16 protein-coding genes and 3 pseudogenes are annotated in these 24,960 nt (G+C 59.3%); 10 read left to right on the plus strand and 9 right to left on the minus strand.

The window, feature by feature from the left end; genetic code table 11:
• Positions 1 to 7: 7 nt before the first annotated feature.
• The 3 genes from ACQRAX_RS05190 (at position 8) to ACQRAX_RS05200 (ending at position 6,391) form a co-directional block, all read left to right on the plus strand.
• Positions 8 to 2,254 (plus strand): FepA family TonB-dependent siderophore receptor, encoded by a 2,247-nt coding sequence (locus tag ACQRAX_RS05190; protein WP_412039117.1) that lies wholly within the window; start codon positions 8 to 10, stop codon positions 2,252 to 2,254.
• Positions 2,255 to 2,485: 231 nt separating this feature from the next.
• Positions 2,486 to 3,097 (plus strand): response regulator, encoded by a 612-nt coding sequence (locus tag ACQRAX_RS05195; protein ID WP_412039116.1) that lies wholly within the window; start codon positions 2,486 to 2,488, stop codon positions 3,095 to 3,097.
• A 6-nt stretch (positions 3,098 to 3,103) separates the two neighbouring features.
• Positions 3,104 to 6,391 (plus strand): transporter substrate-binding domain-containing protein, encoded by a 3,288-nt coding sequence (locus tag ACQRAX_RS05200; protein ID WP_412039115.1) that lies wholly within the window; start codon positions 3,104 to 3,106, stop codon positions 6,389 to 6,391.
• Positions 6,392 to 6,415: 24 nt separating this feature from the next.
• Here ACQRAX_RS05200 and ACQRAX_RS05205 read toward each other — a convergent pair whose 3' ends face one another.
• From ACQRAX_RS05205 to ACQRAX_RS05215, 3 genes and pseudogenes are all read right to left on the minus strand, one after another.
• On the minus strand, positions 6,416 to 6,910 hold the full coding sequence (locus tag ACQRAX_RS05205; protein WP_427867727.1) for a methyl-accepting chemotaxis protein: 495 nt from the start codon (positions 6,908 to 6,910) through the stop codon (positions 6,416 to 6,418).
• Positions 6,911 to 6,952: 42 nt separating this feature from the next.
• Positions 6,953 to 7,735: pseudogene (locus ACQRAX_RS05210) on the minus strand (PAS domain-containing protein); the annotation flags it as partial.
• A 99-nt stretch (positions 7,736 to 7,834) separates the two neighbouring features.
• On the minus strand, positions 7,835 to 8,854 hold the full coding sequence (locus ACQRAX_RS05215; protein ID WP_412039114.1) for a LacI family DNA-binding transcriptional regulator: 1,020 nt from the start codon (positions 8,852 to 8,854) through the stop codon (positions 7,835 to 7,837).
• A 206-nt stretch (positions 8,855 to 9,060) separates the two neighbouring features.
• Between ACQRAX_RS05215 and ACQRAX_RS05220 the strand changes: the two genes are divergently transcribed.
• A complete protein-coding gene (locus ACQRAX_RS05220; protein ID WP_412039113.1) occupies positions 9,061 to 9,600 on the plus strand; it encodes a gluconokinase in 540 nt (179 codons plus the stop codon).
• Between the two features lie 97 nt (positions 9,601 to 9,697).
• Positions 9,698 to 11,050, plus strand: coding sequence for a GntP family permease (locus ACQRAX_RS05225; protein WP_400174117.1), 1,353 nt, complete (start codon positions 9,698 to 9,700; stop codon positions 11,048 to 11,050).
• Between the two features lie 72 nt (positions 11,051 to 11,122).
• Here the strand turns inward: ACQRAX_RS05225 and yiaY are convergent, their stop codons facing one another.
• From yiaY to ACQRAX_RS05240, 3 genes are all read right to left on the minus strand, one after another.
• Positions 11,123 to 12,271: an L-threonine dehydrogenase gene (gene yiaY, locus ACQRAX_RS05230; RefSeq protein WP_412039112.1), complete on the minus strand. Its 1,149-nt coding sequence runs from the start codon at positions 12,269 to 12,271 to the stop codon at positions 11,123 to 11,125.
• Positions 12,272 to 12,353: 82 nt separating this feature from the next.
• Entirely contained in the window at positions 12,354 to 13,916 is a 1,563-nt protein-coding gene (gene ilvA, locus ACQRAX_RS05235) for a threonine ammonia-lyase, biosynthetic (protein WP_412039111.1), read from the minus strand.
• A 178-nt stretch (positions 13,917 to 14,094) separates the two neighbouring features.
• Positions 14,095 to 14,523 (minus strand): PACE efflux transporter, encoded by a 429-nt coding sequence (locus ACQRAX_RS05240; RefSeq protein WP_045179802.1) that lies wholly within the window; start codon positions 14,521 to 14,523, stop codon positions 14,095 to 14,097.
• Positions 14,524 to 14,591: 68 nt separating this feature from the next.
• Between ACQRAX_RS05240 and ACQRAX_RS05245 the strand changes: the two genes are divergently transcribed.
• The 5 genes from ACQRAX_RS05245 to ACQRAX_RS05265 all read left to right on the plus strand — a co-directional run bounded on the left by ACQRAX_RS05245 (position 14,592) and on the right by ACQRAX_RS05265 (position 22,564).
• Positions 14,592 to 15,224, plus strand: coding sequence for a LysR substrate-binding domain-containing protein (locus ACQRAX_RS05245; RefSeq protein WP_412039110.1), 633 nt, complete (start codon positions 14,592 to 14,594; stop codon positions 15,222 to 15,224).
• A 191-nt stretch (positions 15,225 to 15,415) separates the two neighbouring features.
• On the plus strand, positions 15,416 to 16,570 hold the full coding sequence (gene wecB / locus ACQRAX_RS05250; RefSeq protein ID WP_412039109.1) for a non-hydrolyzing UDP-N-acetylglucosamine 2-epimerase: 1,155 nt from the start codon (positions 15,416 to 15,418) through the stop codon (positions 16,568 to 16,570).
• Positions 16,567 to 18,741 (plus strand): cyclic di-3',5'-guanylate-activated glycosyltransferase NrfB, encoded by a 2,175-nt coding sequence (gene nrfB / locus ACQRAX_RS05255; RefSeq protein ID WP_412039108.1) that lies wholly within the window; start codon positions 16,567 to 16,569, stop codon positions 18,739 to 18,741. The genes wecB and nrfB overlap by 4 nt, the downstream gene beginning before the upstream one ends.
• Positions 18,738 to 21,719 (plus strand): NfrA family protein, encoded by a 2,982-nt coding sequence (locus ACQRAX_RS05260; protein WP_412039107.1) that lies wholly within the window; start codon positions 18,738 to 18,740, stop codon positions 21,717 to 21,719. Before nrfB ends, ACQRAX_RS05260 begins: the two co-directional genes overlap by 4 nt.
• Positions 21,719 to 22,564 (plus strand): DUF4434 family protein, encoded by an 846-nt coding sequence (locus ACQRAX_RS05265; RefSeq protein ID WP_412039106.1) that lies wholly within the window; start codon positions 21,719 to 21,721, stop codon positions 22,562 to 22,564. Before ACQRAX_RS05260 ends, ACQRAX_RS05265 begins: the two co-directional genes overlap by 1 nt.
• Positions 22,565 to 22,631: 67 nt before the next feature.
• On the opposite strand, the pseudogene ACQRAX_RS05270 reads toward ACQRAX_RS05265, so the two are convergent.
• The 3 genes and pseudogenes from ACQRAX_RS05270 to ACQRAX_RS05280 form a co-directional block, all read right to left on the minus strand.
• Positions 22,632 to 23,291 (minus strand): annotated as a pseudogene (locus tag ACQRAX_RS05270) (type IV secretion protein Rhs); the annotation flags it as partial.
• A 100-nt stretch (positions 23,292 to 23,391) separates the two neighbouring features.
• Positions 23,392 to 23,928, minus strand: coding sequence for a hypothetical protein (locus ACQRAX_RS05275; protein ID WP_412039105.1), 537 nt, complete (start codon positions 23,926 to 23,928; stop codon positions 23,392 to 23,394).
• Positions 23,922 to 24,854: pseudogene (locus tag ACQRAX_RS05280) on the minus strand (RHS repeat domain-containing protein); the annotation flags it as partial. The pseudogene ACQRAX_RS05280 and the gene ACQRAX_RS05275, both read right to left, overlap by 7 nt.
• Between the last annotated feature and the right edge of the window lie 106 nt (positions 24,855 to 24,960).

Consider the following 24,960-nt stretch of genomic DNA (forward strand, 5'->3'; position numbering starts at 1 on the left):
ATTTGACATGGCGTCGCGCTTCAACCTCAGCCCCCTGAGTATTGCCTTGCTGGCAACACTGGGCTCCACCGACCTCACCGCTGCCCCCCTGCAACTGCAGGCAGATGAAGTCCAGATCCAACCCTACGACCTGCCAGTCGATGGCACCCGCCAGGCCATCGAGCTGGAAAACACCCGAGTACTGGGCACCGCCGAGGAAGAACTCAAACAAGCCCCCGGCGTCTCCATCATCACCGCCGAAGACATCAAAAAACGCCCCCCGGTCAACGACCTGTCCGACATCATCCGCCGAGAGCCCGGCGTCAACCTCACCGGCAACAGCAGCAGCGGTGCCCGTGGCAACAACCGCCAGATCGACCTGCGCGGCATGGGCCCGGAAAACACCCTGGTGCTCATCGACGGCAAACCCACCACCTCACGCAACGCCGTGCGCTATGGCTGGAGTGGCGACCGTGATACCCGCGGCGAAACCAACTGGGTACCGGCCGAAGAAGTCGAACGCATCGAAATCCTTCGCGGCCCTGCCGCAGCGCGATACGGTTCCGGCGCCATGGGCGGGGTGGTGAACATCATTACCAAGCGCCCCACCCAGCAATACAAAGGCTCCATGACCTTGTACAGCGTATTCCCCGAAGACGATGCTGAAGGCATGGGTAAGCGCGCCAACTTCAGCCTCAGTGGCCCAATCACCGATGATCTGATTTTCCGCGTCTATGGCAGCCTGAACAAAACTGATGCCGATGACATGAAAATCAACAGCGGCCACCAAGCCTACGAAGAATCGTTGATGGCTGGTCGTGAGGGTGTGCGCAACAAGGACATCAGCGGCCTGCTGAGCTGGAAAATCGACCCAGCCAACACCCTGGATCTGGAGTCTAGCTACAGCCGCCAGGGCAACATCTTTGCCGGCGACACCATGCTCAATGCCGGCGGTGAGTTTGTCGAAAGCCAGGTGGGTAAGGAAACCAACGTCATGCAGCGATCCAGCTTCGCCGCCACGCACCGCGGTGATTATGACTGGGGTAGCAGCATGGCTTCGCTGTCCTATGATCTGACCCGCAACAACCGCCTCAATGAAGGCCTCGCCGGATGGGGCGAAGGCGCGCCTTCCGACGGTGCCGGGCGCTTCGAGTCACGCCTGCGCAACACCCGCGCCACAGGCGAGGTCAACCTGCCGCTAAGTGCCGGCCTTGAACAGGTGCTGACGCTGGGCACTGAATACCTTTACGAATCTCTCAACGACCCGGGCTCTTTGCGCCCCCAAAGCTTCGACCCAGGCGCCGAACTACCAGGGTTCGACCGGACGCAAACAAAAAGCACGGCCCACAGCTATGCCCTGTACGCCGAAGACAACATCGAGGTTGGCCCCGACACCATCATTACCCCGGGTCTGCGTTTCGATGATCACCAGGACTTCGGCAGCAATTGGAGCCCGAGCCTTAACGCCTCACACCAGATCACCGAGGCACTTAGCGTCAAAGGTGGTATCGCCCGCGCCTACAAGACGCCAAACCTGTACCAGGCCAACCCCAATTACCTGCTCTACAGCCGCGGCGGTGGTTGTAACTCCAGCGAGGTCAATAATGGTGGCTGCTATCTGTTAGGCAACGCCGATCTGGACCCGGAAACCAGTATCAACAAGGAACTGGGCCTGGCTTATGACAAGGGCACCTGGCGCACCAGTGCCACCTACTTTCGCAATGACTACAAGAACAAGATCGAGGCCGGTAACCAGACAGTGTTCCGCCTGCCCAATGGTCGACGCATCCTGCGTTGGGAGAACACAGGCAAGGCGGTGGTACAAGGAGTCGAGGGCAACCTGTTCATCGCCCTCTCCCCACGCCTGGACTGGAACACCAACTTCACTTACATGATCGAGTCAGAAGACAAGCAAACCGGCGAACCGTTGAGCATCATTCCCGAGTACACGGTCAACTCCACCCTGGACTGGAATGCTACCGACAAACTGTCGTTCCAACTCAACGGTACTTATTACGGCAAGCAGGAGTCACCCAGTTACAACGCCCGCGCCAACGAAGCGCTGGACCCCAAAGTGCGTAAGGACGTCGACCCCTACGGGCTGATGGGCATCAGTAGCGGTTATGAATTCAATAAGCACCTGAGCGTACGCGTTGGCGTTAATAACCTGTTCGATAAGCGCCTGTACCGCGAGGGTAATTCTGACGAGGCCGGGGCATTGACCTACAACGAAGCCGGACGTGCCTACTACGCGTCCTTCACTACCTCGTTCTAAAAACCTACAGCGGGCCGCGCCCTACCGCGGCGGCCCGCCCAATCAAAGTGGGAAAAATCGCATTACTCGTCAGAATTTCCTTCAAATGTAGACGACAAATTCAACACATCTCTGTTCCTCGTACTATCGTTCTTTGATTCGACGTATTGTTGGCGCCCTTCCGGCCTTAGCCAGAGTCGCCTTCCTGAATGATTCGGGAATTTGCTTACATACTCGACAAGGAGCTGAATTTTGACCACTGTGCTGATCGTTGACGACCATTCCATCGTCCGCCTCGCCGTGCGCATGCTGCTTGAGTACGAACGTTTCACTGTCATTGGAGAAGCACAAGACGGTGAAACGGCGGTGCAGTTGGCTCGGGAACTGCGTCCCGATGCGGTAATCCTCGACATCGGCCTGCCAGGCATTGATGGCCTTGGCGTATTGCAACGCTTGAGAATGCTGGAACCGGTGCCGCGCATCATGGTGCTCACCGGGCGACCGGCCGAATTGTATGCGCGCCGCTGTCTGGAGGGCGGCGCCTCGGCATTTGTTCGCAAAGATGAAGACCACGAAGCCTTAATGGCCGCGTTGAAAGCCATGATCAAAGGCTACTCGATCTTTCCTGACCTGCCGACACAGCCCGGCCCACTGCTTACCGAACAGCAGCGCCTGGACAAACTGTCGGACCAGGAGTTGGCAGTGCTGCAATTGCTGGCAGCTGGGGAATCGAACAACGACATTGCCGATCACCTGCATCTGAGCCCGAAAACCATCAGCACCTACAAAACTCGAATCCTGGAGAAACTGGAACTCAGTTCATTCGCGGCGCTGCTCGACATGTGTCGACGTCATTCGATCTGATCCCTCATGAAACTCCTCAAGGCTTTATGGCTGGGTGGCCTGCTCAGCTTCCAGGCGCTTCACGCCAGCGCTATCGATGTCGGTGAGCCTCGCCAGCTCCTGGCCCGCTCAATCAGTAGCAGCACAGCGCTGGTGCTGTCGGCCGAAGACAAGCAGTGGCTCAAGAACAAGCATCATTTGCTGCTCGGCACGACCGTGCCGGACTACCCACCGTTTGATATCAACGTCAGCAGCAATGACTACGAAGGCCTGACCGCCGACTATGCCGGGCTGATCGGTGAGCTACTGGGCATCCCGATCAAGGTGCGGCGTTTTACCGACCGGGCTCAGGCTATTGCCGCCTTGCATGCCGGGAAGATCGATATGTTGGGCAGTTCCAATGCCTTCGAGGCCGCAGACGCGCAACTGGTACTCAGCCACTCTTACACCGACGATCAACCGGTGATTGTCACTGCACCGGGGAACTCCCTGCGCAACAACGACACACTCGAAGGCCTGCGTCTGGCGATGGTCGATCACTATTTGCCACAGCCCTTGGTGAGCGCCCTTTACCCGCAGGCGAAACTGCAGTTGTACAGCTCTGCCCTGGCCGGTCTCTCGGCAGTGGCGTTGGGCCAAGCCGATGCCTTTCTCGGTGATGCCGTCAGCAGTGATTACCTGATCACCCGCGTCTACCTGGGCAATGTGCAAGTCGACCACTTCATCAAGAACCTGCGCGGCACCTTCGCCTTTGCCGTGTCGCGCAATAACCCCACGTTGTTACGCCTGGTCGATCAGGCACTGGATCGCATCGGTGACAATGACCGCTTGAATATTCTGCGCCGCTGGACCAGTGGCAGCACCCGCGTGCTACTCAATCGCAACAGTGTCAGCCTGAGTGCCGCTGAACGGGCCTGGATCGAACAACACCCACGGCTACGTGTGGCGATAAACAAGTACTTTGCGCCGATGACCTTCTTTGATGAGGACCATCAGTTTCGCGGCATCACCGCCGATGTCCTCGATCAAATCAGTATACGTACCGGCCTGAAATTCGACATTCATGCCGTCGACTCAGTGGCGCAGATTATTGAGCAGCTCGAGCAAGGCGACGTCGATATCGCTGCGGTGCTGCCGCCTACTCCGGCGCGCGAGGCCACCTTGCACTTCAGTCGCCCCTACCTGATCACCCCGAGAGTATTGGTCACCCGTACCGATAACCACACCCTGCACAACGCCGAGCAGCTCAAAGGCAAGCGGCTGGCCTTGATCCGCGACTTTTTCCCGTTGGAGACCGACCTGCGCCTGCGCTATCCCGAGACCACACTGGTACTGGTCGACGATCCATTGACGCTGATGGAGTCTGTCGAACAAGGCAAGGCGGATGCCGCCTTGAGCTCACAAATCAACGCTGCCTATTTTGTCAGCCATCTGTTCAAGGACAAACTGCAGATCGCCTCGATCTATGGCGACCAACCTGGCATCGCCTCCTTTGCCGTGGCCCGCAACGCCAAGCTGTTGCAATCGATCCTCGACAAAGCCTTACTCAGCATCCCACCGGACGATATGACCGAATTGACGGGGCGTTGGCGCACCAATGCATTGATCAGTGACAGCCTCTGGTACAACTACCGCGGGCTGATCGTGCAGATCTTGCTTGCCGCCGGGGCGTTGATCATTGCAGTGATCATCTGGAACCGTTACCTGCGGGAGCTGATTCGGCGACGCAGTGAAGCCGAACAGGCCCTGCAGACAGAACTGGCGTTCAGCAAGCGTTTGCTCGAAGAGCTGCGTCTGGCCAAAGAGCAGGCGGAAAACGCCAGCCGTGCAAAAAGCACCTTCCTGGCGACCATGAGCCACGAAATCCGTACGCCGATGAACGCCGTCATCGGTTTACTCGAACTGGCCATCGAAGATGCCGCTCAAGGCCGTGTTGACCGCACCTCCCTGCAGGTGGCATTTGAATCGGCCAACGGCCTGCTGGAGCTGATCGGCGACATTCTCGACATCGTCCGCATCGAAGCCGGGCACATGAGCCTGGCGCCACAACCGACAGACCTCAATAACTTGATTACCGCCACCGTACGCGTGTTCGAAGGCAATGCCAGGCTCAAGGGGTTGAGGCTGGAGGTCGATTTGCAACCCACCGACAGCCTGGTGGCCGTCGATGCGCTACGCCTGAAGCAGATCCTCTCGAACCTGGTGAGCAATGCAATCAAGTTCACCGACCAAGGCAGTGTCAACGTCAGCCTGTCTGTCGATCACAGCCAGGCAGGCCAACTGCAGATTCTGCTCGGTGTCGAAGACAGCGGTATCGGCATCAGCGCTGCAGACCAGCAGCAGCTGTTTCAGCACTTTGCTCAAGTGGGAGCCCACACCTCCCGTCAGGGTACTGGCCTGGGCCTGATCATCAGTCGAAACCTGTGTGAGCTCATGGGCGGTCAGTTGCACTTGCAAAGTGCACCGAATCAAGGCACCCGTGTCCATGTCGCGCTGACGCTGCCCCTGGCTGAACCGGCAACTGAAACCGACAACATGCCTGTGACAGCAGCCGATAGCCTGCCAGCGCTGGCGATTCTGGTGGTGGATGACTACCCGGCCAACCTGATGCTGCTCGAGCGCCAGCTGACGCTGCTTGGTCATCGGGTCAGCCAGGCCAGCGATGGACAGCAGGCCTTGGCACTGTGGCACAAGAACAGTTTTGACGCGGTCATCACCGACTGCCACATGCCCGTTATGGACGGCCATCAGTTGGCGCGCCAGATCCGTGCCCAGGAGCGGCAGTTGCAGCGACCGGCCTGTGTGGTTCTCGGCCTGACCGCCAATGCCCAGGCACAAGAGCGCGAACGTTGCCTGGCCAGTGGCATGAACGACTGCCTGTTCAAGCCCATTGGCCTGGCACAACTGCGGCGTCACCTGCAGGGCATGAACACCCCCGTAGCGGCTCCACAGACGGCCGAGGATGAGGAACACGCCAGCGGCTTCGACATCGACAATCTGCGCTACTTGACCCTTGGTGATCCCAGTCTGGTCCGTCGTCTGCTCGACGAGCTGACGCGCAGCAACGGTGAAGACCTCGAAGCCCTGCGCGCCCTTGGCTCGCACCCTTCGCGCGCCAACGTGCGCGCCCTGGCTCACCGCATCAAGGGCGGCGCCAAGATGCTCAAGGCGCACGGTGTGGTACGGCATTGCCAGGCCGTCGAGCAAGCCTGCCTCGGCGATGCCTCGAACGGTCAGCTCAAGGCCTTGCTAGGCAACCTGGAACAGAGCTTGTTGACCCTGAAAACGCAGTTGATCCAAGCCCATAGCCAATAGCGGCCAGAGGCCGGGGCGATACACTCAGTGCAGCTGCAAGGTCGAGTTGATTTGACTGATGGCATCGACCACATGCTGGGAGCCCTGCTGGATTTCCAGAATCACCTCGCCTGCTTCATTGGCCAGTTCCACACCGATGCCGGTGCGGCTCAGGCTTGACTGCATGCTGGCCACTGCGGTCAGCGACAGGTCGTGGTTCTGGCGCACCACTTCGACGATTTCCAGGGTTGCCTTGCTGGTGCGTGCGGCCAGGCTCCGTACCTCGTCTGCTACCACAGCAAAACCGCGTCCATGCCCGCCAGCACGCGCCGCTTCGATAGCCGCGTTAAGGGCCAGCAGGTTGGTTTGGTCAGCAATCCCCCGAATCGTCTGCACGATCTGTCCAATCAGCTCTGACTGTTTACTCACCGCGTCGATGCTGCGTGCAGCCGCATTGAGGTTCACGGAAATTTCCTCGATCACCTGCACCGTCTGCTGAACGACCTGAGAGCCCTTACGTGCACAGGCATCATTCTGCACTGAAGTGGCATGGGCCGCCTCGGCGGCCGTTTGCTGAGTGCTGACCTGAGAAGTGATATCACTGGCGAACTTGACCACCTTATACAGGCGCCCGCGGGTGTCGAAAATCGGGTTATAGGATGCTTCGAGGTAGACCATCTGCCCCCGTTTGTTGACCCGTTCAAAGCGATGTGAATGGTACTCACCTCGGTTGAGCGAAGCCCAGAATGCTTTATAGGCGGCCGACTCGCTTTCACGCTTGCGGCAGAACAGGCTGTGATGCTGACCGACAATCTCTTCATGGCGGTAATGCAGGGTGTCGAGAAAGTTCTGGTTGGCCTTGATCACCTTGCCTTCAGGGGTGAATTCAATCATTGCCATGGAGCGGCTGATGGCATTGATCAAGCTTTCACTTTCATGTTCTTCCTTGACCCGCTGGGTGATGTCGGACGCCACTTTGATTACGCTGGTGACTTGCTGCTGAGGTCCGAATACCGGCATGTAGCTGGCTTCAAGCCAGAGCTCACGGCCTTGGTTATCAATTCGGGCAAACGTACCGCTCTGCGGCTCACCGCGAGCCAGATCCCGCCACAAACGCCGATAATCTTCGCTATTGGCGTAGTCTTTTTCACAGAACATCCGGTGGTGCTTGCCGCGAATCTGCTCAAGGCTGTAGCCCATGGCCTTGCAGAAGTTATCATTGGCTTCAAGAATGATCCCGTCCGGGCTGAACTCGATCATCGCCATAGAGCGGCTGATGGCGGCTAGTTTGGCATTGATCCCGGCTAATGCACGGGTGTACTGCTCGATTTCGGCCAGATCGGACTTACGATGAAAATCAAACATCGAACCACCCTCTATGCTCAGGTTTTGCTGAGCATAGATAAACAATGGCGCCGTGCAAGCAATTTGATATCACCCCACCCGGCGCGAGTGGGCCGTTGCTCAACTGCTTTCGCGCACCACCAATTCAAAGCCCAGGTCCTGGTTGTGTGCGCTGCCACGCTTGCCATCGAGCAGACCGAGCAACGCCTGGGCAGCGCAACGGCCAATGGCGGCGCGAGGCGTGCGGATCGAGGTCAGGCGCGGAACCATATGCGCTGAAGCGGGTAGATCGTTGAAACCCACCATGGCCACCTGTTGCGGCACCTTGATCCCTAAACGTAGCGCTTCGAGAACGGCGCCCTGAGCCAAGTCGTCGTTGCAGAAAAAAATCCCGTCGACATCCCTGTGCTGCGCCAGCAACTGGGCGAACAACTCACCGCCCAAACCTATGGACGAGGGTTGCGGTGACAGCACTTGCAGTTCTTCGGCAAAACGGCCCGCTTCGACCAACGCCTGGCGAAAGCCTTCAGCCCGCTGCATCACCCGTGGGTCGAGTTGCGCGGCGATAAAGGCCAGGCGCTGACAACCGCGATCAAGGAGATGGCGTGCCGCCGCCGCACCAGCCTGCTGCTGGGAAAAGCCCACCGACATGCCCTGCTCCGGGTTACCCAATTCCATCATGTGCACACAGGGCACACCACTGGCACTGAGCATCTGTTTGGCCGCTTCGCTGCGGTCAAACCCGGTGAGCAGAATGCCGCGAGGCTGATAGGCCAGGTAGTTACGAATCAGGTTCTCTTCTTCGGCGATATCGTAGTGATAGTTGCCGATCAGTACTTCCAGGCCACGCGGGCGCATGACTTCATGGACTGCTTCCAAGGTTTCGATGAACAGCTGGTTGGACAACGACGGAATCAGCACCACGATCGACGCGCTCTGTGCCGACGCCAGCGCCCGGGCAGCAGGGTTGGCAACGTAGCCCAGGGTGGTTGCCGCCAGCTTGACCTTCTCGACCAGCTCCGGGGCAACCGTGCTGACCCCGCGCAAGGCACGTGAGGCCGTAATCGGGGAAACCCCGGAAAGCCTGGCGACTTCCGCCAGAGTGGGACGACCGGTAGTACGTGAGCCGATGCGGGTCATGGGGAATTTTATTTTCGACTTGCAAAGAATAGGGAACGGGCACTAAGGTAGCGCTGTCTCAGAACACAGGCAATGCATAACTGCAGATGACCTGAAATGAGCACCAGACTGCTGAATACAAGATCAATAACATCTGGGTAGGAAGCGCCCGAGCCTAACGTCATAGCGGCTCAAGATAGCGCTGTCTTGCCTTGCAGGAGGTACCGATGAACCCACCCCTATCGGCAATCGTGGTCATGGGCGTAGCTGGCTGCGGCAAAAGCTACGTTGGTGCCGCCATTGCAGGCCTGAGCGGCGGCCGCCTGATCGAAGGCGATGACTTCCACCCCGCTGCCAATATCCAGAAAATGAGCGCTGGCATTCCCCTGGACGACGGCGACCGCGCTGGCTGGTTGATCCGTTTAGGCGAAGAGTTGCAGGCCTGCCTCAAGGCTGGCGAACGCCCCATCCTGACCTGTTCGGCACTGAAAAAGCGCTACCGCGACGCCTTGCGTCATGCAGTGCCGGACCTCGGATTCGTGTTTCTCGACCTGACGCCTGAAGAGGCCAGTCGGCGAGTGCTTGCCCGTCCTGGGCACTTTATGCCCGCGAGCCTGATCGACAGCCAGTTCGCCGCCCTCGAACGACCCAATGGTGAAGCCCTGACCCTGCCTCTGGACGCCACCTTGCCCGTGGACACCCTGGCCGTGCAGGTGGACCTGTGGCTAAAGACTTGCGGTGAACCGGTGCTGGCGCGAACGGCCTGACAGGGCAGTTTTCCGGCTCACCAAAGATAGCGCTGTCTTACCCCATATCCGCTGTAAACGCTGCGCCCACAACAAAGACAATATGAGGCACTGAACCATGTTCGGTTTGGCAACTGATACCTACCTGCTGCTCGATGCCGTAGTCACCATCATCGGTCTGGTGCTACTGATCACCCACTTCAAAGTCCACCCCTTTGTCGCCTTGACGCTGGCAGCCGGATTTCTCGGCCTGACCTCGGGCATGCCAGTGGCCAAAGTGATGAAATCTTTCCAGGACGGCTTTGGTGGCGTGCTGGGTTTTGTCGGTATCGTCCTGGCCTTGGGCACCATGCTCGGCAAGTTGATGGCAGACTCCGGCGGTGCCGACCAGATCGCTCAGACGTTAATCCGTGCTTTTGGCAAAGAGAAAGTGCACTGGGCGATGATGTTCGCGGCTTTTCTGGTCGGTATCCCGCTATTCTTTGAGATCGGCTTCGTCCTGCTGATCCCGTTGGTGTTCATTGTCGCCCGGCGTTCCGGAGTATCGCTGATCAAGATTGGCATTCCATTGCTGGCTGGGCTTTCGGTGGTCCACGGCCTGGTCCCGCCGCATCCCGGACCGCTGTTGGCGATTGGCATTTTCAATGCCGACATCGGCAAGACCATTTTCTATGGCCTGATCGTTGCACTGCCCACCGCGATCATTGCCGGCCCGCTGTATGGCAACTTCATCTCGCGCTACATCCCGGGCACGCCATCGCAAGAGCTGATGGACCAGATCGCCCGTGAGTCCGAGCAGAAGAACCTGCCAAGTTTCAGCGTGACCCTGATTACCGTGCTGTTGCCGGTGTTCCTGATGCTGCTGAAAACCTTCGCCGATGTGGTACTGCCGGCGGAGCACATCGTGCGCCAATGGATGGACCTGATCGGCCACCCGATCACCGCCCTGCTGGCCGCCCTGCTGTTGGCGTTCTATACCTTTGGCGCGGCACGCGGGTTCTCTCGCCAGCAGATCATGAAACTGCTCGACCAGAGCCTGGCGCCCACTGCAGCCATCATCTTGATCGTTGGCGCCGGCGGCGGTTTCAAGCAAATGCTGGTGGATACCGGGGTGGGAAATGTCATCGGCCAGATGGCCGTACAGGCGCAGATCTCACCGATCATGCTGGCCTGGCTGGTGGCCGCGGTGATTCGTATCGCCACTGGATCAGCGACGGTGGCAACCATTACCGGGGCCGGGATTGTGGCGCCGGTAATCGGCATGATGCCGGGAGTCAATCGCGAGTTGCTGGTGTTGGCGACAGGCGCCGGCTCGTTGATCCTTTCTCACGTCAACGATGCCGGTTTCTGGCTGGTGAAACAGTACTTCAACATGACCGTGGCCGAGACGTTCAAAACCTGGAGCATGATGGAGACCATTCTTTCGGTGGTCGGCATCATCTTTATCATGCTGTTGTCATTAGTCGTCTGAACAAAAGCTTCAACACCGAGCCCGGCTCCCACAGCGAAACCTGTAGGAGCCGGCCTTGCCATACCCATCCGATCAGAAAGCAGCCTTGAAGATGCCTTCAATCTCCTCCTGATTGGCTGGCCGTGGGTTGGTCAAACCGCAGGCATCCTTCAACGCATTGCTGGCCAGAACCGGCACATCCACTTCTTTTACGCCCAGTTCCGCCAACCCAGCCGGGATCTGAATGTCCCGCGACAGGCTTTCAATCGCCGCAATCGCCGCATCACTGCCCAGTTGCGCACTCATGCCAGAGACATCCACGCCCATCGCCTTGGCCACATCACGCAGCCGCGCGGCACTGACGTTGGCGTTAAAGCGCTGCACATGAGGTAGCAACACGGCATTGCACACACCATGTGGCAGGTCGTAGAAGCCGCCCAACTGGTGGGCCATGGCATGTACATACCCCAGCGAAGCATTGTTGAACGCCATACCCGCGAGGAACTGCGCGTAGGCCATGTTCTCCCGCGCCTGCAAGTCGCTGCTTTCGGCCACGGCCTGACGCAGGTTTTCGCTGATCAGTTCAATCGCCTTGATGGCGCAGGCATCGGTGATCGGCGTCGCAGCCGTCGACACGTAGGCTTCAATGGCATGGGTCAGCGCATCCATCCCGGTCGCAGCGGTCAAGCCTTTAGGCATCCCAGCCATCAACGCCGGGTCGTTGACCGACAGCAATGGGGTGACGTTGCGGTCGACGATGGCCATTTTTACATGACGTGCCTCGTCGGTGATGATGCAAAAACGGGTCATTTCACTGGCGGTGCCGGCGGTGGTATTGATGGCAATCAACGGCAGCTGCGGCTTGGCCGAGCGGTCAACCCCTTCATAGTCGCTGATCTTGCCGCCATTGGTGGCGCACAGGGCAATGCCCTTGGCGCAGTCGTGCGGCGAGCCACCCCCCAGAGAAATCACGCAATCGCAGCGTTCGCGCTGCAACTGCGCCAGGCCCTGCTCGACGTTGGCGATACTGGGATTGGGTTTGGCGCCGTCAAAGATCGACGAGTCGATGTCGCGCATAGCCAGCAATTCGGCAATGCGCGCAGCTACACCAGCCTTGGCCAACCCGGTGTCAGTGACGATCAGCGCCTTGCGCAATCCGTAGCCGGCGATGGCGGTCATCGCTTCGTCAAGACAATCGATGCCCATGATGTTGACGGCAGGGATGAAGAACGTGCTGCTCATGGCAAAACCCTCGTGCAATATTCCATTGCCCCGAGGATCCGCCTATACGCCCTGCCCCGTGTTGATCTGGGGCAAGGCTTGCTCAGCCCAGGAACAGTCGATAGGCCGGGTTGTCGGTTTCATCCCAATAGCGATATCCCATGGCATCCAGCGCAGCCGGTAGATCGTCCTGTTCTTCGGACGGTACCTCCAGCGCCGCGAACACCCGTGCGTCGGCTGCCCCATGGTTGCGGTAGTGGAACAGGCTGATGTTCCAGCGTTTGCCCAGCCGCTCAAGAAAACCCAACAAGGCACCCGGGCGCTCGGGGAACTCAAAGCGCAGTACGCGCTCATCAGCGCCCGGCCCGGCATGCCCACCTACGGTATGACGCACGTGCAGCTTGGCCAGTTCGTTGTCGGTCAGGTCGAGCACGCTGTAGCCCTGCGCGCGCAGGCTGGCCAGCAACTGATCACGCGGATCGTGCTGTGGGTGGGTCTGCACGCCGACGAACAGACGGGCTTCCTTGCCGGGGTAATAGCGGTAATTGAACTCGGTGATCTGGCGCTTGCCCAGGGCCTGGCAAAAGGCGCGGAAGCTGCCGGGTTGCTCGGGGATGGTGACGGCGATGATCGCTTCGCGCTGCTCACCCAGTTCGGCGCGCTCGGCGACATGGCGCAAGCGATCGAAGTTGACGTTGGCACCCGAATCGATCGCCACCAGAGTCTGGCCCCGGGCGCGCTCACGGGCGACGTACTTCTTGATCCCAGCCACCGCCAAGGCCCCGGACGGTTCAGTGATCGAGCGGGTATCGTCGTAGATATCCTTGATTGCCGCGCACAGCTCGTCATTGCTGACGGTGATGACCTCGTCAACAAAGTGCCGACACACCTCGAAGCAATGGGCGCCGATCTGCGCTACCGCCACGCCCTCGGCAAAGCTACCGACCTGTGGCAGCACCACCCGCTCACCGGCCTGCATCGCAACTTGCAGGCAGTTGGAGTCCTGGGGTTCGACGCCGATTACTTTCACCTCCGGGCGCAAGTATTTGACGTAGGCGGCAATGCCGGCGATTAACCCGCCGCCACCGACCGGCACGAAGATCGCGTCCAGTGCACCGGGCTGTTGGCGCAGGATTTCCATGGCCACCGTGCCCTGGCCGGCGATTACGTCCGGGTCATCAAAGGGCGGAACGAAGGTTGCGCCATCGCTGTCGGCCAATTTCAGCGCGTGGGCCAAGGCATGCGGAAAACTGTCGCCGTGCAGCACCACTTCACCACCGCGCGAACGCACCCCAGTAACTTTCAACTCTGGCGTGGTGGTTGGCATGACAATGGTCGCGCGCATACCCAGTTCGCGGGCGGCCAGGGCCACGCCTTGGGCGTGATTGCCGGCGGATGCGGTGATCACGCCGCGCGCGCGTTGCGCTGGGCTCAGGCGGCTGAGACGGTTATAGGCACCGCGAATCTTGAACGAGAACGTCGGTTGCAGGTCCTCGCGCTTGAGCAGCACCTGGTTGCCCAACGCGGCGGACAACGCCGGGGCAAGCTGCAGGGGCGTTTCGATGGCCAGGTCGTACACTGGTGCAGCAAGAATCCTGCGCACGTAATCGGGCAGCAGATTCAGCGACGCGGACGGTGTGCGAGGGCTAACGGCAAGGCTGGTCATCAGTGACTCCTGGTTTTTTAAAGTGCCCAGGAGAGAGAGAAAGAACCCGCCTCCAGGGCGGGTTCGGTGCAAGTGTCAGCTAGCCCGCCAAAACGATAATGGCGGTAATAATGCTTGGCTGAGACAACTGCAGGAATGTGTTCATGCCAGCGAAACTAGCGCAGGCGTATAGGCGAAGTCAAGCAGGCTCGCGTGCTGACTCAGGCACATCGAATACCCGATCGAAGGCCCACTGGAAAACAAAGGCATAGACAAAGAAGAACAGGAACAACGCCAGGTTGGTCAACAACGCTGCCCACAGGCTGACCTGCATCCACACCGCCACCACGGGCAAAAGAATCACCACCAGCCCACCTTCAAAGCCCAAGGCATGCAGAAATCGCCGCCACAGGGTTCGCCGACGTTGTTGCTGGCGCGCTTCCCAGGACTCGAAGGCCCAGTTGTAAAACATGTTCCAGGACAGCGCCACTGCCGAGAGAATCAACGACAGAACGGTGGAGTGGGCCATGCCAGCGTCGAAGGCCCAGGACAATGCCGGTGCGACACAGAGCACCGCAATAATTTCATAGAGAATGGCCTGGACCACTTTGCGCGCCTTGCCTTGCATGACTGGCTCCGGTTGAAGAATGAGCCCTCACCCTAGCGTCATTGAGACAACGCTTCAATTGAGCTAGATTGAGCCTCCCTCAATCTGGCGATCAACAACAACTGACCCTGACCACCACCGCCGCTTTCGCCAGCCTCTGGCTGATTCCGCGCCTGGGTGATTTCCATCGTCGCCACAGTGACATTCAGGTACGGGTGCAAACCGCCAACGAGATTGTCGACCTGCACCGCGACCACAGCCTGGACCTGGCCCTGCGAGCAGAGTTCGATACCGACCCGACACTGTATCGGCTGCCGTTGCTGACAGAGTATTTCGCCGTCTACACCCCACCTGGCTGGCAGGAACCCGTTGCAGACCAACCACTGGCGTTGATCGAAGCGCCTTGGATTTCGGCCAGCGGCGCCGCTATTGATTGGGGCCATTGGTGCAATCTGGCGGGCACATCGCACTGGCTGCAACAGGCGCGCGTTCACCATTACGACGACGAACACCATGCTTTGCAGGCGGCCATTGCCGGACATGGCTTGGTGTTGGCAAGCAATGTGCTGGTGGCCGACAGTGTGCGGCTCGGGCTGCTGCAACCCTGGCATGAAGATGTTCGCTTACCGGCAGCGCAATACAATGCGGTATGCGTGCCGGGTCAGGAACGGCGGCCGGTGGTGCGGGCATTTCTCGAATGGTTGCGATACCAGATCGACTGATTAGTGAGAACTGGCATTACCAGCAAGGCGGCTTCCCACTCCGACAAAAACCGCTCTAGCCCCACTCCCTTGACGTCAGAAAACCGTCCTGACGATTGGACAAGCCTTATTTCTGCTGCTTGTATCTAACTCCTACAACAGCAATAGATCGTACAACTTCGTGGATCCAGGACGGGACGAGGAGCAGGGCAATGGCGCACACAGTCATGATGGTGTTTGGCACACGCCCCGAAGCAATCAAGATGGCGCCACTGGCCCGCGTGCTGCGCGAGTGGCCGGACTTGGAGCTGAACATCTGCTCCACCGGGCAGCACCGGGAAATGCTTCAGCAAGTGCTCAAGGATTTTGGCCTGAGTGTCGATGAAGACCTGCAGGTCATGACCCAGAACCAGACCCTCAATGGCCTGTCGCAACAATTGCTGGTGCAACTGGACGCCACCTACGAGCGTATCAAGCCCGATATTGTCCTGGTCCATGGCGACACCACCACCAGCTTCATCGCCGCCCTCGCCGCCTTCTACCGGCAGATTCCAATCGGCCATGTCGAGGCTGGCCTGCGCACCGGCAACCTCAAGGCCCCCTGGCCAGAGGAAGCCAATCGGCGCCTGACTGGCGTTATTGCCGACCTGCACTTTGCCCCCACCACCAAATCCCGCGATAACCTGCTGCGCGAAGGCGTGGTACTGGAGCAGATCGAGGTCACCGGCAACACCGTCATCGATGCCTTGTTGTGGATGCGTGAGCACCTGAACAAAAGCCAATGGAAGCCGGCGCCCGACTCGCCGCTGGCGCAATTGCGCGAAGACCAGCGCATGGTGCTGATCACCGGCCATCGCCGGGAAAACTTCGGCCAGGGCTTTGAACGGATCTGCCTGGCCTTGGCTGAACTCGCCCTGCGTTATCCCGATGTGCAGTTCGTCTACCCGGTGCACCTCAACCCACAGGTGCAAAAAGCGGTATACGGGGTGCTTTCGCACCAGTCGAACATCCTTCTGGTCGCCCCACAGGACTATCAACATTTTGTCTGGCTGATGGACCGTGCCTACCTGATCCTCACCGATTCCGGTGGCGTACAGGAAGAAGCCCCGGCGCTGGGCAAGCCCTTGCTGGTGCTGCGCAAAGTCACCGAGCGCCCTTCGGTGCTCGAAGGCGGCACGGTGAAACTGGTCGGAACCCTGACGGAACGGATCGTCAAGGAAACCAGCCTATTGCTGGACGACCCCGCCGCCTACAAACAGATGAGCCGGGTGTTCACTCCTTATGGTGATGGACATGCCAGCGAACGTATTGCTGAACGTCTGAGCCGCTGGCTCGAGGAAACCGCCAGCGAGCCCGATGCCTCATGAGCCTGGCCTTTGTCGACTTCCTGACCTATGTGCTGTTCGGCCTCAAGCTCCTGGCGATCACCCTGGCCCTGCTCATGTTTTTGCTGGGGCTGGACGACCTGTTCATTGACCTGGTGTATTGGGGACGCAGGCTGATCCGTCGTTTGCGCATCTACGACAAGTTCGAAAAAGCCGATGAGAAGCGTTTGTTCGAAGCGCCGGAAAAGCCACTGGCGATCATGGTCCCGGCCTGGAACGAAGTGGGGGTGGTAGGCGAGATGGCGCGCCTGGCGGCGTCGACCATCGATTACGAAAACTACCAGATATTCGTCGGCACCTACCCCAACGACCCGCAAACCCAGGCCGATGTCGATGCGGTGTGCCTGCACTACCCCAACGTGCATAAAGTGGTCTGCGCCCGCCCCGGCCCCACCAGCAAAGCCGACTGTCTGAACAACATCATCGACGCCCTGCTGCGCTTTCAGAGCGAGGCGAAAATCGAGTTCGCCGGTTTCATCCTGCATGACGCCGAGGATGTCATCTCGCCGATGGAGCTGCGCCTGTACAACTACTTGCTGCCCAACAAAGACATGATCCAGATCCCGGTGTACCCCTTCGCACCGGAATGGAAAGGCTTTACCGCCGGCCACTATGTCGACGAGTTCGCCGAAAATCATGGCAAAGACGTCATCGTACGTGAAGCGTTGACCGGCCAGGTTCCCAGCGCCGGGGTCGGCACCTGCTTCAGCCGCCGGGCCATCAGCGCCTTGCTCGAGGACGGTGACGGCATCGCCTTTGACGTGCAGAGCCTGACCGAAGACTACGACATCGGCTTTCGCCTCAAGCAAAAGGGCATGAAGTGCATCTTCGCCCGCTACTCCATCACTGACCCGCAGTTGGCGCTCAAACGCGACTGGCGCCTGGGCATGAGCCGCGAATTCGCCCAGGTCATCTGCGTGCGTGAGCACTTTCCGCGGGATTGGCAGCATGCGATTCGGCAGAAGTCGCGGTGGATCGTCGGCATCGTTTTCCAGGGTACGAAAAACCTCGGCTGGAGCCGCAAGGGCGCGCTCAATTATTTCCTCTGGCGTGACCGCCGCGGTTTGTTTGCCTACTTGCTGAGTTTTCTGGTCAATCTGTTGCTCCTGGTGTTGCTGGCCATGTGGCTGGTAGGCCTGCTGGCGCCCAATAGCTGGCAGTTCCAGTCGATCCTGGCCGACAGCCAGACGCTGACTGTATTGCTTTGGCTCAACGGCCTGATGCTGATCAACCGTCTGTTCCAGCGGGGCTTTTTCGTCACTCGCTATTACGGCATTGTCGAGGGGCTGCTGTCGGCACCACGGATGATGTGGAGCAACTTCGTCAACTTCTTCGCCAACCTGCGAGCCCTGCGCCAGGTCATGGAAATGGGTGATTCGCGGCGCGTGGCCTGGGACAAGACCACCCACGAGTTCCCCGCCCTGACCGCCCCCATGCGTACTCCGCTGGGCCAACGTCTGGTGGACAAAGGCCTGATCAGCGAAGCGCAATTGCACCAGGCGATTACCAACCCGCTGCGCCGCCGCCTGGGCCGCGAACTGCTGTTGCAAGGCTTGCTCACCAGTGAACAATTGGTCGAGGCCCTTAGCGAGCAACTGGACCTGCCGTGGGCCCCGCTCAACCCGTTCAAACTCGACCCGCAATTGATCGCAAAAATGCCGCGCAGGCTGGCCGTGCATTACAGCGTTTTGCCCGTCGCCGAAGAAGGCGAGACGTTGGTACTGGCCAGCGAAACGCCGGTCAGCCAGGTTTCTCTGGGAGTCATCAGCCGCCAGCTCAAGCGTCCGGTGAACTGCCGCCTGGCGCCCCAGGGCCGAGTGACGCTCGGGCTGCGCTACCACTACCCTAGCCCTTGGCAAAAAGAGGAAACCCGGCAGATGCTCGCGGTGCTCGAACGGCATCAGGATGATGCCAACTTGCTGGAGCGGGTCAGTCGCCACCAGATCATGCTCGGTACCCTGCTGCAGGTGCGCGGCATGGTCCCAGCGACCCTGTTCAATCAAGCGCTGATGGACTTCAACCCTGAACACATGTCCCTGGGCGAGCACCTGGTCGCCCGCGGCATCATCACCGAGCAAGTGCTAAAAGCCGCACTCGCCGAGCAGGTGCAAGAGCAGCAAGCTGCCTATGACCTGACCCGGGAGGTGGCATGAGCTTGCGTGCACCGTTGAAGTTCGCCAGCCTGCTGTTGTCGTTCTATGCCCTCCACAGCCTGGCTGCCCCCCTCAGTGATTTCGAGCGTTTTCGCAGCTACCCCTACATGGAGCGCAGCTACCGCGAAGCCAAGCAGAACAATTGGGCGGAGGTAGAACGCCTGACCCGCCACTTGTTGCAGCGCGTCCCCAACAACGACGAAGCCCGCGCCTTACTGATCCAGGCGCTGCTTCACCAACGCCGCTACCGCGATGCCGAGACGTTGGCCGAGCAGGCCAGCGCCACCGATGCCGATGCCGATGCCCTGTTGGAGCTGCGCCTGGCCTGGATCGAGCAGGATCCACCTGGCGCGAGTCAGGTAGAAAGCTGGATTGCCAACAGCCCCCTGAACCAGCGTATCCGCCTGTGGCAGGCCTACAGCCTGAGCCTGGCCAAATTCGGCGGCGCAGCCAGGGCCTTGGACTGGCTCAACCACCTGCCGTCCAAAGGCGACGACAATATTCTGCGCCTGGCGCGGGCAAACTGGGCCGAGCAGTTGCACGACTGGAGCCAGACCATCGACGCCCTGGCCCCCCTGGCGGCCCGTGGTCAACTACCGGCCAAAGACTGGCGACGCCTGGCCAATGCGTATGTACAGCGCCTGGATGAAGCGCCACTGCAGCAACTGCTAAAAAACCCGCCCTCAGCCGATATCGCCCGTCAGACGCGCCTGGCCATGGCCAATCGAGCCATCGCCATGGACCACGACCAGCTCGCCCAGCGCTGGCTACAGTCCTTACCCGACGCCGACCTGCGGCATCCAGAGCAACGCCAACAGCTGTGGGAACTGGCGCGCCAGGGCAATGACAGCGCCTTGGTGCAGCGCATGAGCAATGAACTCAAGCGGCCCTGCCTGGAGACCGCCGAATGGCTGTCACGGCACGATCCCGACCTTGCCCGTCAACAATTGGGCCAGTGCCGTGCCGAGGAGGATCCGAAAACCTGGCTGGTGCTCAATCAACGCTTGCACGGTGCGGGCGGCGGCACCCATTCGGCACACATGTGGGAACAACTGTATCGCCAGAGCGGCGACCTGGCCGCACTGGAACAAGCGACTTTTCTGCAGCTCAAAGAAGGCCGCCAAAGCCACGTGCGTCAGTTGCTCGAACAGGCCTACGACCGCCGCCAGGGCCGCTTGCCAGCGTCTTTGCTGCAGCGTCTGGGTGGTCTCTACAGCCAGGCTGAGGCGCCACTGGACGTTCGCCGCATGAGCAGCCTTGCCCCTCGAGTCGATCCGACGACTCGCGCGCTGCTGCTAGCGCGTCTGGCTGAGAACGGCGAGTGCGCAGCCGTGCGCCAGGCCGTTCCCGCCACTCCCAGCGAAGTCGGTCAGCTACGTGCTCTGGGCCGTTGCGCCATGCCCGAGCGCCCGGGCGAAGCCGTGGTCTATTACCAGGCGGCAGAGCGCTTGGGTGACAGCGGCAGCCGCCTGCCGCTGGCCTATGCCCTGGAAGCCGCGGGCGATTCACAAGCGGCACAACCGATCTGGAACAGCCTCAGCGATAGCCAGTGGACAGACAACGCTCGGCTCACCGCTGCCCGCAGTGCCCTCAATGCCAACGACGTGGATCGGGCCAAGTTGCATTGGAGCAAGGTCCCCCACCACAGCGCCGACGACTTCGCCTTGGGCGCGGCGATTGCCCAGCGCCAGGGCGACACCGCTGCGGCCATGGCCTACCAGCGCCAAGCGCTGGCGCATCAGCCGCGGGCGGAGCATTACTACGCCGCCTCGGTCACCGCGCAACAGGCTGGTGAGTTCGAGCAGAGCAACGCCTGGCTGGCCGACGCCGTGCGCCTGGCACCGAACAACCCGCGCTACCGTGCCGATTACGGCATGCGCCTGGCGGGCGCCAAGGACCCGGCCGTTCGTCGCCAGTCGATCCCGCACCTGCAGCAATCGACCCGCGACTTCCCCGACGACTACCGCCTGGGCGAGACCCTGGCACTGCGCTATATCGAAGTCGAAGACAGCGCCGCCGCGCGCCAGGAGCTGCGCCGGGTCATCGATGTCGAACAGGACCGGGTTGACGAAGACGACGAGTACGGCAGCCTTGAGGCGCGTAAATACCGCCAGCGCCGCGCCCACGAAAGCTTGTCGCGACGCGACAGCTTCACCTTGGCCAGCACCTGGTCGCCTGCCGGTATTTCGACCAACGACAACTTTCGCGACAACCGCGAGGATCGACGGGCTGCTTCGCAGAACGTGCAATTGGCGATGTGGGACCACGCCTTGGGCGAAGAGCCCAGCCGTAACGGCAGCACCCTGTCGGTGTATGGCCGGGTACTGTTCGGCGGCCAGAGCCGCACCGACTACGCCCAGAGTATGGGCACCGGGGTTGGCCTGCGTTACAAACCCCTGGGCCAGGCCAACCTTAACCTGTATGCCGAGCTCTATCACCAGCGCCAGATCGACGATGACCACTACAGTGGCCTGAGCCTGGGCGAACTGCTGAGCCCGAGCAAGGTTAGCGACAACTGGGGTGACTTGCGTGGCAATGCCGAGTCGAGCAACGACCTGCTGTTGCGCGCCACCGCCTCGTTCCTCGACCAGGACAAGTGGCGCAATGATTGGCGTATCGACGAGGACCAATGGAACGAACGCTTTCTCTACCTGGACGGCGCCTGGTGGACCCGCGCAGGCGATCACCAATGGCTGTCTCGCTACCAGCAAGGGCATACCTGGAAGCTGGCCAGCGACGCGCCGCAGACGCTGATGCCCTACGGCTTTCTCGAGTTTTCAAGCCAGGATCCGAGTAATGACTGGCGCCAGGACCTGCGTACCGGTGTCGGCCTGCGTTGGCAGTGGTGGTTCGACGCTGATCGCTACAACGCCTACCGCGGCTCGCTCCAGGTACGTGCCGAGTATCAGCAATCGCTGGGCGGCAACCTGTATGAGCGGGCCGACGGCATGTTGCTCGGCGTGGAGATGAACTTCTGATGCGCAAATTCATGACCCTGCTATTGCTTGCGATGTGCCTGTCAGCTCATGCCGACGAACAGCTGATCTATCAACCGCTCAACCGCGATTCGCAGCTCAGCCAGGCGCAGTGGCAAGCGCTGTGGAAAGCCACGGTGGCACAAGGTGGCAAGACCTTGATCGTGCAGTGGACCGCCTACGGTGACAGCGATTTTGGCGGCGCTGAAGGCTGGCTCGCCGAGAGCCTGCGCACCGCTCATGAGCAGGGTCTGCAACTGGTCTTGGGGTTGTACATGGACCCTGCCTATTACCAGCGCATCGATGAACTCGACAGTGCCGGCCTGAGCGCTTACTGGCAAACCCAACTGGGCCGTTCCCGGGTTCAGCAACGCCTGCTGCGCCAACACTGGAAACTGCCGGTGGCAGGCTGGTACCTGCCAATGGAACTGGACGACCTGCACTTCAAGGACGCGCAACGGCGCCAGGCACTGTTCAACCAACTGCAGGCCTTCAACCGCCGCCTTGATGCGCCTTTGCACATCAGTGCCTTCAGTGCCGGCCACCTCAGCCCAGCGGTCAATGCCGCTTGGCTGCAGCAACTGGCAGGTTTGCAGGTGCAGGTCTGGTGGCAGGACGGTGCCGGTACCGGGCGCCTGCCATCCCTGGTACGCCAGCAATATCTGGCTGCCCTGCCCTGTGCCATTGGCGTGGTGCGCGAGGCCTTTCGCCAGGTCAGTCATAACGGCCAAGCCTTCAAGGCCGTCGCTGCTACCCCGGACAGCGCTGCAGGCTGCCACCCAAGCGCGGTGTTCTCGCTGCGCTACCGTCCCTGGGCCAAGGGACTGCTAACCTTGAGCGGCAACTGAGGCGCATTACTGTCTTCATCGCATTTGCAAGGCCGCCATGTACAAAACCATCGAATAACAGGTGCGCAAGTTTCTTCCCGCTACCGGTGGGCAAGCGCTCAATCGACAGCAGGCGATCCCCCTCGTCGTATCGGTATTCCTGACGCGCATCGCTGTTGAGTTTGGCGATCAGTCGGCCGATGGCATCACGTTCAAATAACGTACTGCGCTCCGGACGCTCACCTCGCTCGCCATACCCGACTTCATCAACGCGGGTCAGGTGACCGCCCTCGTTGTAGCTGAAACGACGCGTCAGGTTGTCCACCCGCACCTCTTCGCTCAGCCGATCCGAGGCATCGTAGGCAAAGCTGTAGGTGGCGTTGTTTTCATTGACCAGCGCCGTCAGGCGGATGGCTTTGTCGTACTCGTAAGCAATGCGTTGGCCTTTGGCGTCCTGACGGCTGCTCGGCAAGCCACGTGCGGTGCGCAACAGGCGTGTGGTTTGACCTTTACCGTCGGCGTGGCTGAGCACCTGACCATAGACGTTGTAGGTGAAGCTTTCCGCGCTGCCGTCCGGATGGTTGACGCGCAGTACTTCACCGTCTGCCTTGCGCTCCAGGGTAGTGGTCTGGTTCAGCGCATCGGTCACTGCGACCAAATACTGGCGCTCATCGTAGCGGTAACGGGTGCTTTTGCCCGAACAGTCCTGATAGCGTTCGACCTGGGCCAGGGTGTTCCAGCATAGGTAATCAAACCTCAACTATAACAAGAGTGTTCGTCGCCTTTAAAATCACTCAATTAATCGAGTACTCTTCAAAGATACATTTCTCCATAATTCTAGTCATAGCCTACCGTGACGGTAGCTGGATGCCGGGAAACAAAAACTCTTTAGACGGATCCCAGTTAACACCAGTTTCTCGGTATTTCTTAAGCCTGGAGAGAATTTTTTCGGGATCGCCGACCATCCCGCAAAGTTCATAACGATAAATTAGATCCAAATCATCTTTTGGGGAGAGTGAATCTTTTAGAGTTTCAGCACCAATACTTGAGTAATCATCCGACAACTCAATCAGCCGTGCCCCTGTATTACCTGGAGCCCCAAAAATAGCAGATAACATTCGTTTTTCGACAGGCCGTTGATTCGGGATAATCTCCGCCCCGGTAGTCAGGCGTGAAAAAATCCCCTTGATATTTTTCACTGACACAAAGATAGTGAACAAGACATCCAGACGATTAAGATCGACACCTTCCCAGTTATCCTCCTCCCTGAAAACATCGAACACTTCTAAAAGATAGTTGTTTCGCATTTGAGCGATAGCGAAAACACCATCCTCCACTTTTATACTTAAAACCAAACCTTCTTGCCACTTTAAAGCTCTCAGCATGATACAGCCCCTTTAACTTTTCCGCTAACTTTTGCCTTTCCACTTGAGGTTTTATACTCATCAGCAGCCGCAAGGTACCGTGCTCCATTGGGGTTATTTTTACCCACGGGATTCTGCTTGTTTGAAGTCCCCTCAAGACCACCTCTATCTTCAAATACTCGCTGCTCCAACCCTCGAGCAATATCTTTTCCAGCTTGACCATCGCCAAAAAAAAATGGTTCAGGGGGAACATCAAAATGCGCAGTATTTGAATAGCGATACGCCAAAACCTCCTGCGCGGAATGACCTAATCCTGGTTTGCTCGCATAGCCAATATATGGCTTACCATTTTTAATCCCTTCATATGTAATATGTATAGCGTTTGCTGGATTTCCAGCCCACCCCAGTGGATCTAACCACCCAAGAGGGTTGATCGCATACTGATAGAGGTTAATACCCCCGAGTAAACTGACCGGATCCTGGGTGATATAACGCCCGATTTCCGGATCATAATAACGAAATGTGTTATAGCACAAACTTGTTTCTGCATCGAAATATTGTCCTTGGAAGCGTAGATTCTGCTCAATCCCATTGAGCAGAATCTACTCTGACGCCCCCCAAGACCGATAAGAAGCCTGCCAGACAATCTCCCCCTCCCTGTCGGTCATCTCCAGCGGCGTACCGATCTGATCGGTATGGAAGTAGTAAACCTTCTGCTCCTCCCCCTCCGCTTGATCGACCCGTGCCAGTGGCGCATAGCTACCCGGCTCATAGAGATACAAACTGCTCTGCCCCGGCACCTCCTCCCGCAACATCCGCAGCCCTTGCCAAAGAAAGCGCTTCTGCTCGGCCTTGCCATTGATTTCGGACTGCTTGGCCACCCGCCGCCCGAGGCTGTCGTAACGATACTCGCCCGTGCTCCCCAGCTTGCCGTTGACTAGGTTCTGTACGAAATCCCGAGAAACCCAATCGGCGCCCCTCGGAAGCTTAGATTTTGTAGAGTCGGCGGCTATCTACGGAAAGGAATCCTGTGATGGCAAAGCGTTATGAACT

It is taken from the genome of Pseudomonas sp. UM16, assembly GCF_050312595.1.
In the GTDB taxonomy this organism is placed as follows: Bacteria; Pseudomonadota; Gammaproteobacteria; order Pseudomonadales; family Pseudomonadaceae; genus Aquipseudomonas.

Bases quoted from the DNA above. Each gene is read 5' to 3' on its own strand.
- ACQRAX_RS05190 (WP_412039117.1), top strand. From the start codon at position 8: ATGGCGTCGCGCTTCAACCTCAGCCCCCTGAGTATTGCCTTGCTGGCA.
- ACQRAX_RS05200 (WP_412039115.1), top strand. From the start codon at position 3,104: ATGAAACTCCTCAAGGCTTTATGGCTGGGTGGCCTGCTCAGCTTCCAG.
- ACQRAX_RS05215 (WP_412039114.1), bottom strand. From the start codon at position 8,854: ATGACCCGCATCGGCTCACGTACTACCGGTCGTCCCACTCTGGCGGAA.
- ACQRAX_RS05220 (WP_412039113.1), top strand. From the start codon at position 9,061: ATGAACCCACCCCTATCGGCAATCGTGGTCATGGGCGTAGCTGGCTGC.
- ACQRAX_RS05225 (WP_400174117.1), top strand. From the start codon at position 9,698: ATGTTCGGTTTGGCAACTGATACCTACCTGCTGCTCGATGCCGTAGTC.
- yiaY (WP_412039112.1), bottom strand. From the start codon at position 12,271: ATGAGCAGCACGTTCTTCATCCCTGCCGTCAACATCATGGGCATCGAT.
- ilvA (WP_412039111.1), bottom strand. From the start codon at position 13,916: ATGACCAGCCTTGCCGTTAGCCCTCGCACACCGTCCGCGTCGCTGAAT.
- ACQRAX_RS05240 (WP_045179802.1), bottom strand. From the start codon at position 14,523: ATGCAAGGCAAGGCGCGCAAAGTGGTCCAGGCCATTCTCTATGAAATT.
- wecB (WP_412039109.1), top strand. From the start codon at position 15,416: ATGGCGCACACAGTCATGATGGTGTTTGGCACACGCCCCGAAGCAATC.
- nrfB (WP_412039108.1), top strand. From the start codon at position 16,567: ATGAGCCTGGCCTTTGTCGACTTCCTGACCTATGTGCTGTTCGGCCTC.
- ACQRAX_RS05260 (WP_412039107.1), top strand. From the start codon at position 18,738: ATGAGCTTGCGTGCACCGTTGAAGTTCGCCAGCCTGCTGTTGTCGTTC.
- ACQRAX_RS05265 (WP_412039106.1), top strand. From the start codon at position 21,719: ATGCGCAAATTCATGACCCTGCTATTGCTTGCGATGTGCCTGTCAGCT.
- ACQRAX_RS05275 (WP_412039105.1), bottom strand. From the start codon at position 23,928: ATGCTGAGAGCTTTAAAGTGGCAAGAAGGTTTGGTTTTAAGTATAAAA.